Genomic DNA, 17259 nt, shown 5'->3' with positions numbered 1-17259 from the left:
ATGACTGGTGATTGGAGGCTGGCGACGGAGGCTGGCGACGGAGGCTGGCGACGGACTAGGCTGGCGACCGAGGCATCTCAGTACAGCAGTAACAATGAAGGCTGGCGACGGACTGTTTGTACTGAAAAGAAGTTATTGAGAAAAATATTCCTTATTGAGAATAAACTTTTGGGATTTGAAAATTGGTGCGACTGGAAAGTTTCTATAGCCTCTCGCCCAAATTTTCCCCACGGCAAGAAAAAAAAGGTTTTGGCGGGGTAGGCAATCAGGCGATGAGGCGATCGCAAGAAGGCGGGCACTCCGTGCCATCGCACTCTTAGTATCCACAACAAAATCCCCCACAACCACATCGGGTTACGGGTCAACTAGTTTGTGCCACCGCTACAGCTGCGAATCATCGGAGCTATCGAATCATCGCAGCTACCAAACCATCGGAGCTTTTACAAATCATCGGAGCTAGCCGGACACCTCCGAACATTACTCACACCCCACAAGCATTTTGCTGCTTGACCCATTCCGCAATTCGAGTTTTAACTTGGGAATCTGTAATCAGCCGCGATGCTTCTCGAAGTGCATATGCGGGGATAGAACCGCGAATGTCTGCTAAGTCCTTGGAAGATTCGCAAATTTGCAGCGTATCAGCTAATTCTTGCAATGATTCGGGTGACAACCATTCTTGGCGCGTTGCCTCCTCTGCCGCTGCTGCTTCCTCAGCTTGCCGGCTTGCCTCCTCCTCTGCTGCTTTCTGCTCATCAGCCTTACGTTTCAATTCGGCATCGCGTTGCAACCAAGCCTCAAAAACTAGTTCGCGTCCATCCGATAATGGAATCGGTAACTTGCTGCTGTCCAAAATTAGTTTGTTCGTTTCTGGATCACGTTGGAATTCTGGTGCTGGTGAACTATAAAGACGGACTTCCGCGCCACGCTTCCCTTTGCGGGAATAACAAACCATTCTATGCCCGATGAGTCCTAGTAAAACTTGAACAAGTTCAATTCGTTTCTTCGGGTTTTTAACCAGTCCGCCAAGGTCGCAACCAAGCGTTAATTTGATGTAATAGAGATTGTTAGCAACTTTTTCAACGATATCTTTGATGACATCATGCTCATTGTGAAATCCGGTATCGGTATAGAGCCGACCGATTCCAAAAAAATCTAGTCCTGCAACTTTAAGCCCAATAAGTGATTTATTGCTATCGGGAATAAAATAATCACCCGCACCAGTAACAATTGCCTTTTCGGCTGTTTGTCCGTCTTTGAATTGCAGATACTGCCTGCCTGCATCCCAGAAGTAGTGCAATCGAAGTTTGCTACCCCATCGATTGTCATCCTTCTCTACTAGCCCTGGACTAACGGGAACAAGGTATTTACGCTCAAGCGCTCCCTTCCGCAACTGCAAAAGCTCGTCAGTTTTCCGCTGCTGCTGCTTACTCAACTTTTCATATTCTGTGTCCGGCAAGCTGTCAGCCGCCGAAACATCTTCCCGATATTTTTGGTAAACTGCATCACGTACTGCCGTTACCTCGTTCTTTACCCTATCTGCTGAACTGTCGCTGTCGCCTTGGTTATCTTCCTCCTCCCCTTCGTTAGCAACTACTCTATCCTCCCAATCAAGAACGATGTGACCTTCTTCCTCTGAATCTTTGAGGATAGTTGCCTCATATCGCCACATTCCCGCGTTGATGACTGCCCCAAGCTTAGCCCAAGCATCCAGGCAAGGTGCAGAGAAGTTCCCGTCTGGCATCTCCAATCCGGCTTCTGACAACTTGGCTCGGTTCGCCTTGTCCAATTTTTTCTGAGAAGCGACTAGCCCTGCTGGAGTGGTTGAACGATTGCCAACAAAGTTAATCCCCTGACTCTTGATCCAAACATACCGGGGAACCGGAGGACGGACACGAGCAAGGTTTTGTCTTGCTCCGTCAGCTGTCTGTACGCCTTGCCCAATCAGCCAAACTCCATCAAAATGTTCTACATCAATACTGACGCCAGTTTCGATTGTTGGGCTGCTAATCACTAGGTCATAGTTTGTGACAATTTTATCGAGGTCTTGGGTGCAGCCGCAAGCTTCATGTTCTGGGTTGGCTACGCTTTCGCTGTCAACTCGGAGAATTTTTAAATGGGGATATTTGCCCTTAAAGTACTGCTGCAATACTTGACTCCCCCATTTGCTTTTTGCTCGCTGCCCGCTAACGCAAAGCAATGCTTTCTCCCCAGCCTGCAACCGCTTCTCAAGTTCGGCTATCATCCCTGCTGGATTCTTCCCACCAAATCTGTAAATTGTCCAAGGCTGAACAAATTTATATTCATTGACTAGAATAAACCGCGCGGGTGAAAAACCTAACAACCCCTCAATAAAATCAACGGCAGTATCATTTAAGTCAGCATCTGCAACGATAATCTTGCCGCCAGTTGCAATTACAGTCCTTAGCAGTTCTTGTAGGGTTTTGATGATGGCAACCCGGTCTTTTTTGCAAGTGTCGCTGCTGAGTAGATGCCATAAAACTTGCTGAATCTCATCAATAATAACCCAAGCCCCGCGCCACTCTTGCGGGTTGAATCTGGCTTGGCTTGATGCGTGTAACGAATCAACGCATAATGCATAGCCAAAGAGTGAGCCTTGATCAAGACTCTTCACTTCGCTAATAAATGGAATATTTAATCTATCCGATGTCTGTATTCCTAATTGGATACGATGAGTTATCAGCAACGTTTTGCGTTCACCGCTGCTGACTTGTGGAGCGGTTAGCCAGCGAAACCACTCGGTTTTGCCGCAACCTTTGGGCGCTTTAACAGCAATTAATTGAGCGTCGTGAGGTGGTAGAATTTCCCCAATGTAGCGCTGATTTATCACCATGTCTGGTGTGTAGGTCAGTTGCCGCAGCTGCTGACTAGACCATTCATCAAAGGTTAGGGCACCTCGGTATAGCTCGTCAAATTTCCCCCGACCAAAGGCAACTAACACATCATCAACGCCTTTACCCATTGCCGCAAGCCAGCTAATGACTTTTACTTGGCATTTTTGGAAGAGAAACAACTTTGCAGTTTTAGCGAGTGCTTTGCTTACACTGCGAGCGCTTTGGCGTTTTGAGTCCTGGTCAAAGCAGAAGTAAACCCGTCTCCCTGGTTGGGCAAACACTTGCAACTGGGGGATTAAGCTAGCCATGCCGTCAGGGTTCCCGTCCTCATCTTTGGGCTGTCTAAGTCCGTTCCAGACTCCGGGTAGTGCCACCGCAACATAACCGCAACTGAGGATAGCTGCTGCCTTTTTTGCTCCCTCACATAGAATAATGGGAATTTGCGGATGGTCTAGAACCCATTTCCAGAAAGCGCTGTGGGGTAAGTTCTCGTAGCCATCAGGCAGTGCCACATTGTACCGACGCGCGACTAACTGCCATAGCCGATGGGGAATCTTTAGAGCAAAAATTTCTGTGGCGACTTTTTCAGGATGCTCGTATTTGCGATGCTTCCCTTTTTGCTCATCAAACTTAGGATTATTTGGCTTAAAGCATCCCCAAAGTGAATCCTCGCCTGCCAAGACATCGACCCCATTACACCACCATCCACCATCACCCAAGTGGTGGTATCGTTTCAAGATACCAGAGGACAATCTACCCGTGTTCGTCCTAGTCAGTTGTGAGGAGTACAGAAGGTAATCGTAGGGAACGTTACCAGAGAGTGATTTGAGGTTGAGGCTAGTTACCTCTGGATCAACCCCACTACCTTGCGTCCACTCTTGCCAATGTTTTGGCTCAAATCCTTCAGGGGTAGGGTGAGTTTCCTCAAGCTGCTTACACTCCTGTAGCGCTCCCTTACTCCCCTTAGCTATGCTTTGTATTTCCCTTAAAGCCTTGCGTAGCGCGACTTTCTCTTTACCTTGGGTGCTAAGCTTGCCGAATCCTCTGGAGGTATTCATGACGCACCCCCACAAGATTGAGCGTAAGCCAAAACGAAAAGTGCCGTATCGCCCGAAAACCCTGACTGCTCAAGCAGTTCTAGCGCTTCAGTTAATCGGCAGTCAGCTATATATGCGAATAGTTCGATTGTTCGAGAATCTTGAAATTTGGTAATTCTTGGGATATGATAGACTGAGTTCTTTTGGAACTGCGCCGTGCTTTTCGAGTGTGCGGCGTTTGCCATTTGAGACGCTCCTTGGTTTTTAGATTTGGAGCAGTCCCAGACTTTTTACAGTGAAGCAGTAACTTTGGTAATTTAATTACCAGAATTTCAAGCTAGCAAAAATTCAAGGGAAAATTCGAGCTAGAATGGTGTCAAGACATTTAATGCATTGCTGGTTTGTTCAAATCAGCTTTGGGCATTGTGCTTCACTGCTGCAAAAGCCTGGGCTACTACAAATCAGCTAATTTTTTATTAACTGATTAATGTAATTATTTTGTCATAAAGATTTGAGTATTGGGCTTGTCATTTGACCAATCTATTGTGTTTTTGCACAGATGTGAAGAAATGTTAATGTGAAGAAATGTTAAGAAGATGGACGATATGAACCGCCCTCTTTTACCGTCTCAAGTTTTTTCCCATTTTCCCAGGCATAACCTCTCATGTTTCTGTAATGACGATGGAGTAAATCACTTAAATTTTCTCGTTTTCGCTCATAATCTTGAATTTTGAGTTTGAGGAGTTTGTCTTTACGGCTTTGTACTCCCATGCGACAAGCATTAACACAAAAAATTTCTAGCTCCTTAAATAACTGAAAAGGCTTAGCAAGTGCTTTTACATCTTTCTCATGCTGAGACATCTGCTTAGGACTGAGCTTACCCTCGATTAACTTCTTGGCTTGGAGTCGTAATTGATACATTTTTCGGGGTTTAAAATCGTGTCTCCCTATCTTGCATTGCCAGTATTGTGCCCCCGCATCTCGCTGCATGATGTCGGCTAGTGTTTCACCTGGCGTCCGAAAAGGGAAATCTTCAGTGTAATAATCGCTATGCCATTGGGCAAATTGACTTAAAATATCTTCCCAACCCCACTGAATAAGCCCATATAAAGAGATGTAATAATCTGTGAGATGCCCATAAAGTTCTTTCTCTTCATCAGGTAAAGATTGCAATGGGTTAGGATTGCCTGAGAAAAACGCTTTCAAACTTAGATGCGTTTTTTGAAAAACATCTTTAACTCCATACCAATGTTCCTTTTGATCCTGAGTTAGCTCATTCAAAAGATATTCGGGTGGTAAACCATCAAGTTTTTCAAGAATTACTGTCTGGTCTTCTGACGAAACAATTACAGACATATGTTATTTCCTCTCATGTTGAATAGGTTAAGGTTACTCATTCCTCATCCCATCTCCCATTAAGTCTTTCGCTCAAAAGCGTTGAACTATCGTCCGTTTCGGGTACATCGGGATACAAATATTTCCCGATGCTGGCATCATCCACGGGAGAAAGCATCGACAAGCTGGCGATCGCACCGCGTACCTGTGACGGCTCAACCTCAAGATACCGTTGCAGCTGCTCAAGATTTCTGTGACCGCTGACTTCTTGAATCACCCGTAACGGTATTCCCGCGTTAGACATCAGAGTTAGCGCGGTTCTCCGGCAACTGTGACTGCTTGCCCCAACAATATCCACTCCTTTACAAGCTTCTCTAAAAATTGCAGCGGCACTATCCTCATGTATATGCCCCCGTCCCCATCGACCTGGGAAGAGATAGCCATCATCGGTTTTTGCAGGTTTGTACTGTTTAAGATAACGCTGCAAGTCGTCTAATACGGGAATGGTGCGAGTTGCCAGCTTCCCTTTAGTGTTGCTCTTGCGGATAATCAATTCAGTTCTTACCCTCCCTTTTGAGTCGTACACGTCCTTAATTTTCAGGGTTACGCATTCCCTGATACGGCAAGCAGTGTAAAGCATCACAGCACACAGGGTTTTGTCCCTAATGGTAAGCAATCCCTCGGTAAATAACCGCTGGATTTCTGAGGTGGATAATACCTTTGCTTTACCATGTCGGTCAATCTTCATGGGTCAACTGCTCAACCGTTGGCTGAATGACGACCTCCTTTCCCCTCTCCCGCGTCCACCATTTTGGCTAGTGACTCCTCATCGAAGAAGTTCAATGCTTCAGCTAGCTGCTGAAACTGGCTATACTTCTGGTCTGCGTACTCACTTGGCTCCAAGTTCAAAAGCTCACAAAACTTTACATAATCTATTCGCCAGTGCAGGTTGGCGATTGCCGCAACAAATCTACTAGCTAATTGCTGCGCTTCTGATGCTGGTTTCGCTGGCTTTCCATCGTGGTTGTAACTTCCGCCGCACTCAGTCATGACTCATTAACCCTGTCTTCCATTGCCCGATTGCCGTAGCAAGTATTCCCAAATTGTCCGAATCTCGGCTTGCCAAGTTTGGCGGTCAATGGCTGCTTGTTGGCGGTCTTGTGCTGCTTGCGCTCTGTCAGCTGCGGCTTGCTCAACAAGATTGTTGACGTTAGCGGTTAATGCGTTGATAGCATCGCTTTGCGCCAATACTACATCGCCCATGTCAGCAAACACCGATTCTAATCGGCTTAAACGTGTTTCTATTGGCTCCGGTTGGTTTGTGGTCATGTTGCTCCATTTTTTGATTTATCGTAGTTCGTTGCGTTTATATGGATTTGGGAACTCGTCCGGGTAGCACTCTCTTATATATTGCTCAACCACAAACGCTGCCAAGTTTGCCGTTGCTCTACCCTCCATATCGGCTCGTTGTTCCAATAATTCATAGATTTTTGCAGGTAAAACGATAGTGGTTCGTTTAGTCCCTGGAACCTTGTCGGGCATTTCTATAATTTGCGCTTGCATATTTCAACATTTTATTATGCGCTGATTGAGGTATATCATCAATTTACTACACAGAATTCTATGTTTTAAGCATAGAATGTTATGTTTAACTGATTGTTTGACATCGACTGCATAAGTTAACTGCATAGAATATTATGCTTATAGCATAGGATTAAGTGCTAGTTTATGAAATGTGAGCGCAAACAGAGGGACGTGGCGCACCCGCAAGAGAAACTAGCCAGCGCTCACGCACCAAGCCACTTACAAGACGCATATGCCACGCAAGAAGAGAGAAGCTATTCCCGAGTCCGAGCCAATCTCGGTTTTACACGGACCGATTGAGCCATCAATTGAGTTGACCGATCCACCAACTGTTGAGCAATTGCCGATAGAGCCTGAGTTAGACCCATCTTCATGCAGCCGAGATTTCCTCACAGCCAGTGTTGAATCGGCGCAAGCATCCATCTCACAACTATTTGAGAAGCAAGCTGAATTGAGAGGTGCTGAGGTTGCTGATACCGTGTTTGATGCTTTTGAATCAGCCTTCATTTCTCGGTTAGAGCAACGTTTACAGCCTTTTGTGGACGTGCTAATACCCGAAATTAAAGACACCCACACCCAACTGAAAGAACGCACCACAGCCCGATTAGAACGCCGTCAATCAGCCTTTGACCGACTCAAACAGATTGCTGCAACCGTAACCGATGAATGCAAACTATTACCATCTGGCAACGAGTTTGTGGTAGCTGTCGGTGAATTTGTGACTTGGGAACCAATTAAGGAGAACGACTAATGCTTACCCATCAACAAACAGCGATTTTAGAAAATGCTTGGGAGATTTTAGACAAGCTCCGCCATTGCCGCGACTTCAACGAGAGTCATGACCTCACCGTTGGGGATGCTTGCGCGGTGCTGAGTGATTTTTTGGATTGGTGCTACGAACGCGAACGCCAAGACAACCACCAACAGTCCCTACCACTTGCCATAAACGTCGCATCACTTGAAAGTTTCAACAATCTTTAAGAGGAACCGACCGCAAAGTATCTCACCACAGCGCGGTCGTCCCTAAGCGGTTCTGCAAAGCCCCATAAAGAGCTATACACAAGGATTATATGCCACGAGCCAAGCAATCAGGTAGCCTTACAGGTTCCAAGCACTTCAAAAAACCCAAAGACACCCCACCTTCTACACCGTCGTCCACACCAGAATCTACCCCCACACCGGAGCAACAGACCGACGCCAAAGCACGGGCGCGGTTGAAAGAACGGTTTCAAGATACCGCTAAAACTGTGGGTAATGCAGCACAGGCTGTGGGTAATGGGGTGAAGGCAGTTAACACCGCTGCCAAGACCATCAGACGCGGTTTTGCTGGCGGTAGCAAACTGGTCACTAATTCCTCTACCGATTCCCTCAAGCAAGCCGTAGAGATTGCCCAACAGTACGGCGTTGGGGAAATTGATATCAAAGAGATGCTGGGGACTGACCCTTACCGTGCAGATGCCGATATCCCAGAGATGAAAGCAGTTGACGCCAACAGGGAAAAGCTTAAGATCCAACGTCAGAACAATGCTTTGGAAGTGCGTCACGAAAAGATTAAACAAGGGCGTAAGGTGGTTGCGATCGCCACTGAGCAACGTAAGTTTGTAGGCGACTTTGTAGACTTTTCGACCGCTGGCATTGAAACAGCAACTAAGGTTGTCAAAAATCAGGTTGCAGATACCAAGTATCAGATTGAGCAGTCCAAGCTGGAGATGACCGAAGAGCAGCTTATCCAGCAACAGCTTGCGACTCAAGGAACTCTTAACCTCACTGCTTTGATTGAGGAGGAATGGTCTTTGAAGTTCCAGAGTCAGCAAGCCAAAAACGACCGACTCAAGCTTGAAGTGGAAGGAAGTCTCCAAGACAACGAGCGCAAGCGCGAAGAACTCGAAGCCAAGTTGCTTGAAGGGTGAGGGGAGTAAACCAATGACTTTTATCAGCTTGAATGCCCCATCTAGAGGACTTTCTATTGTTGCTGGCTTATTTTGTTTTGCTGGTGTTCTTAGCTACGTTAAAGCGGACGACCGAGCCAAGCCACTGGCTTTAAATATCGCTGTTGGTGCTGGTGTGCTGGCAGTTGGGAACCAATTAATTAGCCAGTGGTGTGAGGATTTAGCGAACTACCAGCTTAAGGAAATTACAACCCAATTGGAGAAAGACCGCGACTCCATCAAACATGACTACCAGAAACAAACCACAGATTTAGTAGAGGTTAAAGCGCTATCAGCTAAACAGTCTGAACAACTAGTGAAACTGGCTGAAGAATTGCAAGCCAAGGACACAGCGGTAAGGTTACTGCAAGATAACCTAGGCAGAATTAAGGCTGAATTTGAGGCTAAAGGACGTGAATTAGACGCCAAGCTACAACAGGACGACACGCGATTTGAAGACCTTCTAGACGAATTTAAAGGGCAATTGGCTGAAGATTTAAGCTCACGCATCTACAAAACCTACAACCAACTGTCTGATAGTGTGGAAGCTAGGTTAAAGCGTGAGGACTACCGAGCCATACATCCAAACCTGCAAGAGTTCTTTGATTCATTGGAACCAAGCTACAACTTTCATTGCAGTTTGGTTAATGAAATCACTACCTTGGATGGTACAGCATCAGAAATTCTCACCAATGCCGTTGACATTTACCACCAAGTTAGTGATGAGATTGCAGCGCTCAAGGTGAGGTTTCGGAATCTGCTTAATGTGGATGAGCGCCGCGCTCTGGACGATGCATACACCACACTGGCTGATTACAGCAAGAAATTCACCCCCATTGACAAAGCTAAGGGTGTCCTGAATGAGTACCGTGACTTTCAGAAAGAGCAATTAGAAAAGCTCTATGGTTCCATCAATGAAAATCAGAATTCACTTGATGAGATGCGCTCACAGGTAGGCGATTTACTCAACCAACTGGATGCTGAACATCTCAAGATTGCCCAACTAAATCAACAGATTATTGACCTTAAAAAACCATTGAAGTGGTCATTGGCTCAGTCACGGGAACTTCAAATTGGGAATCTAATTATTGAGTACTTCTGGCAGACGGGCGTATATCTTGACCGTACCCACAGCCAAGGTGATGTTTATTCGGTCAAACTCTACTTCCAAATAGACCGCAACAGTCGTGCTATTGCCGCCAAGGAACTCAACGAACATTCAGAAGCACTACAGACTTATTGCCGTACCCTCAAGCCTGTGGTCTTTACTTGGGATGGTGATATTGCTTTGATGAGTGCTGAGGTGGTTCTCAAGGATAGACCCAAGAAAGACAGCACCAAGGATGAAATCGACTCCATCTGGATACCCGCCAAAAAGTTTGAAACCTACGTCAAGCGATGGGAACGGGTAAGGATTACCGCTGGTAGTACTGGAGGCAAGTCACCCACAGCTAAAAATCTTGCACTGGCAATCATGAAGAGTCGGAAGGGTCAAGGTGAAATCAGACTCTATGACCCACAACATGGTAGCAAAAAAGATTTCTGGGAGATGCCCAAAGCGGGAACTACCCATGAAGACAATGTGGAGGGGATGAAAGAACTTTGCGACTTGCTAGACCAGCGTACTAAAAGCAGAGGTAATCACCCGTTCGTCCTCTACATTTTTGATGAAATTGACAGCACCATTGCCAAGTACCGCAGTGAAGCTTACACGGTTAAGGATTTGGTGGTGTACTCGCTGTCTCAAGGTAGTCACCAGGACTTAGGGGTCATCTACATTGGTCAGTCAGCAGATGCTAATACCATACCGGGGATGAGTCACAGTCAATGGAACAACGCGATTCAGTTACACATTGGCTCGAATGCTGGCGTGTGGTTAGACAAGGCAACGACTGTGACCAGTGAGGACAAAACTAAACTGCTGAACCAGTACCGCAAGATTCAAGAGTTTTGCGAGCGCATGAATGAGGAGCTAGGTTTAGACATTTACACTGATGCTACTGCTTACCGCTTTGCGCTTGCAGTTCCCCTCACTGGCTTACCTAAATTCATTCAACTACCTCCGTTTGATAGCTACGACTACCAGGAAGTGATGGGGACGGATGTTAAGCCAACATCTACCACTTCACAGTGGGTAGAAATTCAATCCCCTGCTCTTGTGATGCCAACACTTTGCTGTCCCCACTGCCGTAGAACCAACATTAAGAAAAACGGCAAGGACAAGGCAACCAAAACCATCCAGCAATATAAATGCAATGATTGCGGCAAGGGATTTAGTGAGTTAGACGTAATTCCTAACAGTAATTAACAAATATATTGAGTTCTGGCGCTTTAAGCTATCTATCGGGCTAGCCCGAAACCTAGCCCGATAGATAGCTCAGAACCCTTGATTTTACGTGTCCGGCTAGCCCGTCATTTTTTCCTATAGGGGGTACAGCCCGATTAGCCCGATTAGCCCGACTGAGCATGAGTTTCTATTAGCTGAATTACAAACACCAAAAAATACAGTTTCTACATCACATGGAGTTACTGTTAGAAACTATCTCGTTTTTTCCTAACATTTCAATAGCAATAGTAGAGCAAATTTCTCAACAGGTCTAATAATTTCGCACCAAGTTCGCACAAGCTCCGACGTAATACACCAAATCAAAAGTATTGAATCTATGAATCCTACAACCAACGGACACACTAAAACAGACATCGCTACAGCCCAACATACTCCCATCCAAGAGCGAAAAAAATACCCAAGCCAAAGGCAGAATAAACCTGTGGTGATAGACCTAGACTTAGACGCTGGTAGCAGTAGAACAAAATTTGTGATCAACGGATGGGTAGGCAGTTACCCGACAATTTACAAACTCGTGTTGGGCGAATTACCAAGTGGTATCTGTGGCTGTTTCTCTATTGGAAACAAGAATTATGCCGTCGGGCAATCTGCCAATTCTCTCAATGGAACTTTGGTAGAAGGTTACAAAGACAACAAGATTAAAGCACTGGACACTTGGTTAATCGGTGCTTTATGCTCCCATCCCGACTTACTAGAGGAAGTTGCAATTAGCCGAAAGTACAAAGGCAAGCCAGCAAGGATAAAAATCAAGTTGCGCCTACTGTCCCTTAGTTCTAGCAAGCGCAATGACATCGCCAAAATTCTGCAAGGAATTAAGGCGTTCTCTTATGAGGGGTGTGAGTACCAAATTGAATTCATGAACTCAGACTATCTTTACCCAGAAGGCTACGGCGCGGCGCTAGAAGCGTTAAAATCCGTGTCTCAAGATGTTGCTGAATTCAATGTTTTAGATTTGGGTGGAGGTACGTTAACTTACTCCACCTATCAGGTAGGCAAGCGCCCGAAAGCCATAGAACAGACATCTGGAAGTGGTAACGGGATGAAAGCAATCATCGAGCGCTTGAGTATTGCTTTGGCTCGAATTGATAGAGGTGGACTCCAATATAAAAAAGAAAACCTAGAATCAGCTTTGAGGAATTCTAAACCTCTAGGTGGCGGTCAACATTCAGTCAAGTATCGCCACGGGCAAGAATCACTAGAAATTGGGGATACGGTTACTCATGCGTTGAGTGAGTGGGTAGCTGAGTCGCCTATTGTTGAGTCGTTGCTCACTAAAGTCTCTCAAGCACTGCTTAATGGTGTGCCTGTGTTCGCTACTGGCGGAGGAATGGCAATATCAGTGATTGCAGAGTGGATAGAAAAATACGTTTGTCTTGAGATTGAAAATCCCCAGTTCTTTATCTTGAATGAACCGCAAAGCATCAATTTGACTGGACTTAAGCATCTCAGCCCCTAAAACCAAAGGCACGCTAGAAGACGGCTAATTAAAAGCGTGCCTGTTGATGACAACGTACTAAAAAACTCTACCACCATGACACGCTTTCCTAAACGATACGAGTACCGCGAGAGCAAAGCGGGTTTGTTCATTGTAAGTAGCCTTTTAGGAGCCAGCAACGAATGGTTACACTAATTGTCAGTGTTTTTGCCTGAGTTCCAGTAAAAAATCTGGCACTATTACCGAGGTGATAAAAATGACTTCGTGCGAACCTAGAAGAATATCTTAACTATGGAAAATATTAAATGAAAGCTATTAAATCATTTTTGTTTTGTGCAATTACACTTCTACCTTTACTTATTCAACCAACAGCAAAGGCAGAATCTAGACCTGAGTTCTGTCAAATTGATGATGGTAATGTCACTCAATACGTCTCACGATACAATATGTTCGATAATTCAGCACCTACTCCTTTGCGTCCATTTTTGGTAAACTCTAGACCCTATAATGTGACTAAGGAATTAGCGGCTAAACCATTGTTTTACACTGCTCTTGAAGATGGTTCCATTGTTAGCGCTTTTCAGTTAAGGGGTGTTATTGGTAATGTTTCCATTGGAAAGAAAGACGTAGTAACCCAATATATAAAACATTACGAAATCGGAAGCTATGCAGAGATTATAGGGCATTGTATAAACGGTGTTTTTGTAGTACCCCCAAAACAGGAAATATATCAGACTTGGAAATTACCATCAGATACCCAATCAACATTACAAGAAGCGACGATGGGTGTTTTAGGGGAACGCATGGGTAATCTGTTCAGATAATGTGAACGCAACAAAAGCTACCCCAGAATATTAACTTGACCGGATTACGCCACTTGGATCATTAAAGCCAAAGGCACTGGATGATTAGCCGTCGTTCCAGTGCCTTTGTAATTCCCGATACTCTCATAAAGGAATCTCTACAATCATGACACGTTATCCCAAGCCCTACGTCTACCGCGATGATCATGTACCTGGTTACGTTTATCTCATTGAAGCTATCAACGTCACGGGCATAATTCCAGGTAAGTTAGTGCGTCGTTGCAAGATTGGCTTATCGCGTAATCCAGAACTACGGCTACAAAATTTCATAGACAATCAACCGCCGTGTAACTTCCGAATTGTGAAAGCAATCTATGTTCAAGACATGGCAAGCGTTGAGGACGAGTTACACGCTAAATTCAAGCATTGCAACATCAAGCTGGAGAAATCGCGCGAGTGGCATAATTTCAACCCCTGGCAGTATGCAATGGTGCTTTGGGCATTTAGCCGCTACGAGTCACAGCGCATCAGTTTTCAAGATATACCCGTTCGATTGATAGCGGGTGGACTGGTGGCATTGTTAGGAGTGGGGATGCTCATAGGGCAAGCCATGAAAGAACCACAGCCACAGGTACAGCCAAGTGTGGAAGCAATACCAGAACAGCGTTAGAGGTTTTTTCGCTTCACAAATATTTTGCAGTAACTTTATAACTGGTTATTGACTTTAAATAACCGGTTAGTTATTATGTAACTAGTTAAGCAAAAGGAACAAGGCAATGAGCAAAGCACTTGAACAGAAAATAAACGAGCTATTCCAGGCAACCAAGGATTTGAGGAGTTTTGAGGAAATTAAGCCACATTGTGAGCAGTTCAACGAGTGGGTCAACACCAGCACTAGCTACAGTCCAGCAACGCTAGGCACAAAGCTGAGTACTTATGGCTTTTACAAAAAGTTCAACTCAATTCCTTTGGAGCAAGGTAAGAACGCTGAATCCATCCCCAAGCATGACGCTAACGGGAATGTCAAAGGCTACGAGCTAAAACACTATGCTGTACTGCTGTGTGGACTGAATAAAGACCAGTGGAAAGAACGCAACGAAACCACTAGAGTCATCGACCGATTGGGCAATGACCAAGAAGTTGATCCAGATAAATATCTTGAAATTACAGGACAGTTATTAGAAAGCAGTGACCCTCACGAGTTGGCTGTTGGCTTGATTGCCGCAACCGGACGACGACCCCATGAGATTATTGCCCGTGCCAAGTTCTCACCGATTGAGGGGGAATCCTACCAGTTATTATTTGAAGGGCAAGGTAAAAAGCGCGGTGATAAGCCAGTGTTTCAGATTGCTGCTCTTTACCCTGCTGATTATGTAATCAAGTGCCTTACCCGATTACGTAGGGAATCAAGCACCAAGGCATTACTTAAAGAAGTTGCCAACGAGTTCCCCGATGACCTGGTAGCACAGAACAGAGCTTTTGATAATCGCCGTGGTCAGTCGTTGCGGCGTGTGGTTAAGGAATACTTTGGGGATAAGTTTTCTGAAAATCCAGCGCTGGAACTACGAAATGATGATGACCAGAACAACTGTAAAGCGCTTAGGGCTGCTTATGGAGCAATAGCAGTGGAACGAGATTGTGCTAGGTCTACGGGTTCTAGGATGCTTCACTTTGCACGGCTAATGGGGCATTTTGTCAAAGAAAACCCCACAGACAAAGAACTTCAAGCCATCACCACTACACTTGGTTATGCTGATTATTTTGCGTCTAAGCCCGTCAGCTTCCCCTCAGCACCACAGAAGGAGAAGTTAATCACAGTTCGGTCAGGTGAGCAAGATTTTGAAGCAATTAAGAAACTGCAAGCAGAATGGGAGCTACCTAATCAGCAAGCAGTTATCAACCGATTGATTGAATCACATCAGCAAAAAGTTGATGTAGCCAAGGAGTTGCTAGAAGCTAAATCCCGGATTGCCCAGTTAGAGAAACTAGTTAAGCAGTTAGAAGAGCGGAATAACCAGTTAGAGCAGGAAGCAAAGAATATGGAACCACAGCAAGTTACAGTCAATGCCACAGACCTAGAATCCTTAGTTGCAAAGGAAGTAAATCGTCAACTACAGCAAGCACTCGACAAGATGCCAGCAGTCCAAGCTATTCCACAACCAGAAGAACCAGTTACACGCGTCAGCCAGCTAACAAAACCCAGCGTTGTTACCAGAGAGAAGGAATTAACCGACTGGGAAGGCAAGACAAATGAGGAGCTATGGGCAAGCAAGGCAAGCGGTGCTGCTAATGAAAAAATCCGCCGTTCCTATGAAGCAATCTGCTTGTACAACGACAGACTGGCAACTGGAGATAATGACCGATTAGCCATTACTAACCAAGGGTTGAGAGAATTGTCCGGCGTCAATGGCTTGCTGGTTGGGGATTGGATCAAGAGTCATGCTGATGAAGTGATTAGCCATAACAGTAAGTATGGAATGCAAAACAGCAAAGACCCCAGTAAAACCGAAACCTACTACAACAAGCGCCACGGTAAAGAAAAGATTGAGGAAATTCTGAAGCGGGTAAACCAGGAATTTCTAGATGGGCAAGCTAAGGTCTAAGCAATTAACACGCGGTGGATTCAAAATGACAGAACTAGAACTTATCAATTCATTTATTGAAAACAACTTACGAGCTATTGAAGAATTACAAAAACCTTCGCCTAACAAGCCTTTTGACCCCTTTAACCCTAATAGCTTAGATAGAAGTTATTACTTAAAAATGTTCAAATCTAGCTTGAAAAATCTTGAGAAACAGAAGCGCTCTCTATTGCAGCAACAAGCCAAACAACCAAAAACCAAACAGCTTAAAGAATCGCCTCCAGGAAGCGGTAACTACATCAGTGATTGAGTTTCAAAGATAAAGTAAAATTGACGCCATATGACAATAACGCGTCAATTTTGACATGGCATACCACAAAGAGCGTCAGCAGGCTATTGAAATGGCTAAAAAAGGCTATTCATCAAGCGAAATAGCCGAAATAATAAAGACACCTATTAGAAACGTACAACGATGGCTAAGCGCAGCCAGAAAAGATGGAAGCTTAAAAAGAACTGATTTATTACAAATTGCAACTACTGAAATTCAAAGTGATACTCAGCCAATAGTACCTGAACAGGAAGAAATATCAGAGTCGTCGCATGACATACTACCAACTACTTTGGGACTTTTATATGATGCACAATTTCAAACCGATAGATGGGCGCAAGCACTCAAAAAATTGGTGAACGAACATATTGAAACTCATAGAAATGTACGACAAAAAATAGAAGAGATGCTTACAGCAGAACTCAATTCAGAAGAGCCTAGCTTTAAAAAAATTCACGTGCTATCGATAGCGTTGAGCCGTCACTGCGATTCTGAAATGAAAGCCTTCACTACAGGACGAGGTGATATGCTCACACTGAGTCAGGCTGCTACACTTCTGTATGCACAGAATTTTATGGTGTTACAGCAGAGTGCTGTACCTGAGTTAGTGAATCTTATCCACAGCCAAAAAGACGCTTCATAGTGCCTTTAACTGCTCTCGTATATTTTGTTCATAGTAATTATGATCCCCCGTAACCCGATGTGGTTATGGGGGATTTTGTTGTCGATACGCCAGTGCGATCGCCTGATTGCCTACCCATCAAAAACCTTTTTTTTTCTTGCCGTGGGGAAAATTTGGGCGAGAGGCTATAGAAACTTTCCAGTCGCACCAATTTTCAAATCCCAAAAGTTTATTCTCAATAAGGAATATTTTTCTCAATAACTTCTTTTCAGTACAAACAGTCCGTCGCCAGCCTTCATTGTTACTGCTGTACTGAGATGCCTCGGTCGCCAGCCTAGTCCGTCGCCAGCCTCCGTCGCCAGCCTCCGTCGCCAGCCTCCGTCGCCAGCCTCCAATCACCAGTCAT

19 protein-coding genes are annotated in these 17259 nt (G+C 45.1%); 12 read left to right on the top strand and 7 right to left on the bottom strand.

Features of this window, described 5'->3' with window-relative positions; all coding sequences use genetic code 11:
- Positions 1-261 (top strand): hypothetical protein (locus ACM0OZ_RS44665; protein ID WP_414589348.1); only part of this gene is annotated, 261 nt, incomplete at its 5' end.
- A gap of 220 nt (positions 262-481) precedes the next feature.
- On the opposite strand, the gene ACM0OZ_RS44660 is transcribed toward ACM0OZ_RS44665, so the two are convergent.
- Positions 482-3910, bottom strand: a complete 3429-nt coding sequence (locus tag ACM0OZ_RS44660; protein ID WP_414589347.1) for a plasmid replication protein, CyRepA1 family — start codon at positions 3908-3910, stop codon at positions 482-484.
- Here ACM0OZ_RS44660 and ACM0OZ_RS44655 point away from each other — a divergent pair.
- Entirely contained in the window at positions 3909-4064 is a 156-nt protein-coding gene (locus ACM0OZ_RS44655; protein WP_414589346.1) for a hypothetical protein, read from the top strand. The two genes, ACM0OZ_RS44660 and ACM0OZ_RS44655, sit on opposite strands and share 2 nt — an antisense overlap.
- A gap of 413 nt (positions 4065-4477) precedes the next feature.
- Here the strand turns inward: ACM0OZ_RS44655 and ACM0OZ_RS44650 are convergent, their stop codons facing one another.
- Genes ACM0OZ_RS44650 through ACM0OZ_RS44630 form a run of 5 tightly spaced genes read right to left on the bottom strand, consistent with a single transcriptional unit; the run spans position 4478 to position 6787 of the window.
- Positions 4478-5245 carry a hypothetical protein gene (locus ACM0OZ_RS44650; protein WP_414589345.1) on the bottom strand — a complete coding sequence of 256 codons (768 nt, stop codon included), beginning with the start codon at positions 5243-5245 and terminating at the stop codon, positions 4478-4480.
- Positions 5246-5282: 37 nt separating this feature from the next.
- Positions 5283-5972, bottom strand: a complete 690-nt coding sequence (locus tag ACM0OZ_RS44645) for a tyrosine-type recombinase/integrase (RefSeq protein WP_414589344.1) — start codon at positions 5970-5972, stop codon at positions 5283-5285.
- A gap of 11 nt (positions 5973-5983) precedes the next feature.
- Positions 5984-6274, bottom strand: a complete 291-nt coding sequence (locus ACM0OZ_RS44640) for a hypothetical protein (RefSeq protein WP_414589343.1) — start codon at positions 6272-6274, stop codon at positions 5984-5986.
- A 6-nt stretch (positions 6275-6280) separates the two neighbouring features.
- Positions 6281-6553, bottom strand: coding sequence for a hypothetical protein (locus ACM0OZ_RS44635; RefSeq protein ID WP_414589342.1), 273 nt, complete (start codon positions 6551-6553; stop codon positions 6281-6283).
- Between the two features lie 18 nt (positions 6554-6571).
- Positions 6572-6787, bottom strand: coding sequence for a ribbon-helix-helix domain-containing protein (locus tag ACM0OZ_RS44630; RefSeq protein ID WP_414589341.1), 216 nt, complete (start codon positions 6785-6787; stop codon positions 6572-6574).
- A 253-nt stretch (positions 6788-7040) separates the two neighbouring features.
- On the opposite strand from ACM0OZ_RS44630, the gene ACM0OZ_RS44625 reads away from it, so the two are divergent.
- The 10 genes from ACM0OZ_RS44625 (at position 7041) to ACM0OZ_RS44580 (ending at position 16874) form a co-directional block, all read left to right on the top strand.
- Entirely contained in the window at positions 7041-7559 is a 519-nt protein-coding gene (locus ACM0OZ_RS44625) for a hypothetical protein (RefSeq protein ID WP_414589340.1), read from the top strand.
- On the top strand, positions 7559-7789 hold the full coding sequence (locus ACM0OZ_RS44620) for a hypothetical protein (protein WP_414589339.1): 231 nt from the start codon (positions 7559-7561) through the stop codon (positions 7787-7789). Before ACM0OZ_RS44625 ends, ACM0OZ_RS44620 begins: the two co-directional genes overlap by 1 nt.
- A gap of 89 nt (positions 7790-7878) precedes the next feature.
- Positions 7879-8718 carry a hypothetical protein gene (locus ACM0OZ_RS44615; RefSeq protein WP_414589338.1) on the top strand — a complete coding sequence of 280 codons (840 nt, stop codon included), beginning with the start codon at positions 7879-7881 and terminating at the stop codon, positions 8716-8718.
- Between the two features lie 13 nt (positions 8719-8731).
- Positions 8732-11044, top strand: a complete 2313-nt coding sequence (locus ACM0OZ_RS44610; RefSeq protein WP_414589337.1) for a hypothetical protein — start codon at positions 8732-8734, stop codon at positions 11042-11044.
- Positions 11045-11399: 355 nt separating this feature from the next.
- Positions 11400-12539, top strand: a complete 1140-nt coding sequence (locus ACM0OZ_RS44605) for a hypothetical protein (RefSeq protein WP_414589336.1) — start codon at positions 11400-11402, stop codon at positions 12537-12539.
- A 284-nt stretch (positions 12540-12823) separates the two neighbouring features.
- On the top strand, positions 12824-13342 hold the full coding sequence (locus ACM0OZ_RS44600; RefSeq protein WP_414589335.1) for a hypothetical protein: 519 nt from the start codon (positions 12824-12826) through the stop codon (positions 13340-13342).
- A gap of 145 nt (positions 13343-13487) precedes the next feature.
- Positions 13488-13991: a GIY-YIG nuclease family protein gene (locus ACM0OZ_RS44595; protein ID WP_414589334.1), complete on the top strand. Its 504-nt coding sequence runs from the start codon at positions 13488-13490 to the stop codon at positions 13989-13991.
- A 106-nt stretch (positions 13992-14097) separates the two neighbouring features.
- Positions 14098-15924, top strand: a complete 1827-nt coding sequence (locus tag ACM0OZ_RS44590; RefSeq protein WP_414589333.1) for a protelomerase family protein — start codon at positions 14098-14100, stop codon at positions 15922-15924.
- A gap of 25 nt (positions 15925-15949) precedes the next feature.
- Positions 15950-16213, top strand: coding sequence for a hypothetical protein (locus ACM0OZ_RS44585; RefSeq protein ID WP_414589331.1), 264 nt, complete (start codon positions 15950-15952; stop codon positions 16211-16213).
- Between the two features lie 55 nt (positions 16214-16268).
- Positions 16269-16874, top strand: a complete 606-nt coding sequence (locus tag ACM0OZ_RS44580; RefSeq protein WP_414589330.1) for a hypothetical protein — start codon at positions 16269-16271, stop codon at positions 16872-16874.
- Positions 16875-16991: 117 nt separating this feature from the next.
- On the opposite strand, the gene ACM0OZ_RS44575 is transcribed toward ACM0OZ_RS44580, so the two are convergent.
- Positions 16992-17252: a hypothetical protein gene (locus ACM0OZ_RS44575; protein ID WP_414589329.1), complete on the bottom strand. Its 261-nt coding sequence runs from the start codon at positions 17250-17252 to the stop codon at positions 16992-16994.
- Positions 17253-17259: the final 7 nt, after the last annotated feature.

Source organism: Scytonema sp. PCC 10023 (genome assembly GCF_963920835.1).
Lineage (GTDB): Bacteria > Cyanobacteriota > Cyanobacteriia > Cyanobacteriales > Nostocaceae > Kalymmatonema.
The sequence above is the reverse complement of the archived record's forward strand: the minus strand, read 5'-3'. Positions and strand labels throughout refer to the sequence as shown.